1 protein-coding gene is annotated in these 314 nt (G+C 42.0%); it reads left to right on the top strand.

Translation table 11 applies throughout. The features are described 5' to 3' along the window. Positions 1-314: hypothetical protein (locus AW165_RS19895; RefSeq protein WP_171254279.1), on the top strand; the 314-nt coding region annotated here is incomplete at both ends.

Genomic DNA, 314 nt, shown 5'->3' with positions numbered 1-314 from the left:
ATTGACGTATACCCAAGAAGATTACGCCCGTTGGGAACGAAATCGAAAAAGAAGACAGCTAGAGGTCGAAGCTCAAAAGGCGATTGAAGAATTATTAATTTTTCTTCCCGCATTGGATCTGGAAACTTCGGTTCACAGCCAAGCGGTAAAAGAATTTAGCGAAGCGTTCGATGTTATCTTGAAAGGGTACAACGGGGGCAATATTTCCTATGAGACTGGATATGATCTTATTCATCAGGTCAAAAATGGTTTCATTGAGGGAGGTGGTGCGCTTAGAAAAATCGAAGAGAATCGGTTATCACGCCAGACAGAAA

The organism is Acinetobacter sp. LMB-5 (genome assembly GCF_001541635.1).
Taxonomy (GTDB): Bacteria; Pseudomonadota; Gammaproteobacteria; order Pseudomonadales; family Moraxellaceae; genus Acinetobacter; species Acinetobacter pittii.
Note: the sequence above shows the minus strand (reverse complement) of the source record. Positions and strands in the feature narration are given on the sequence as shown.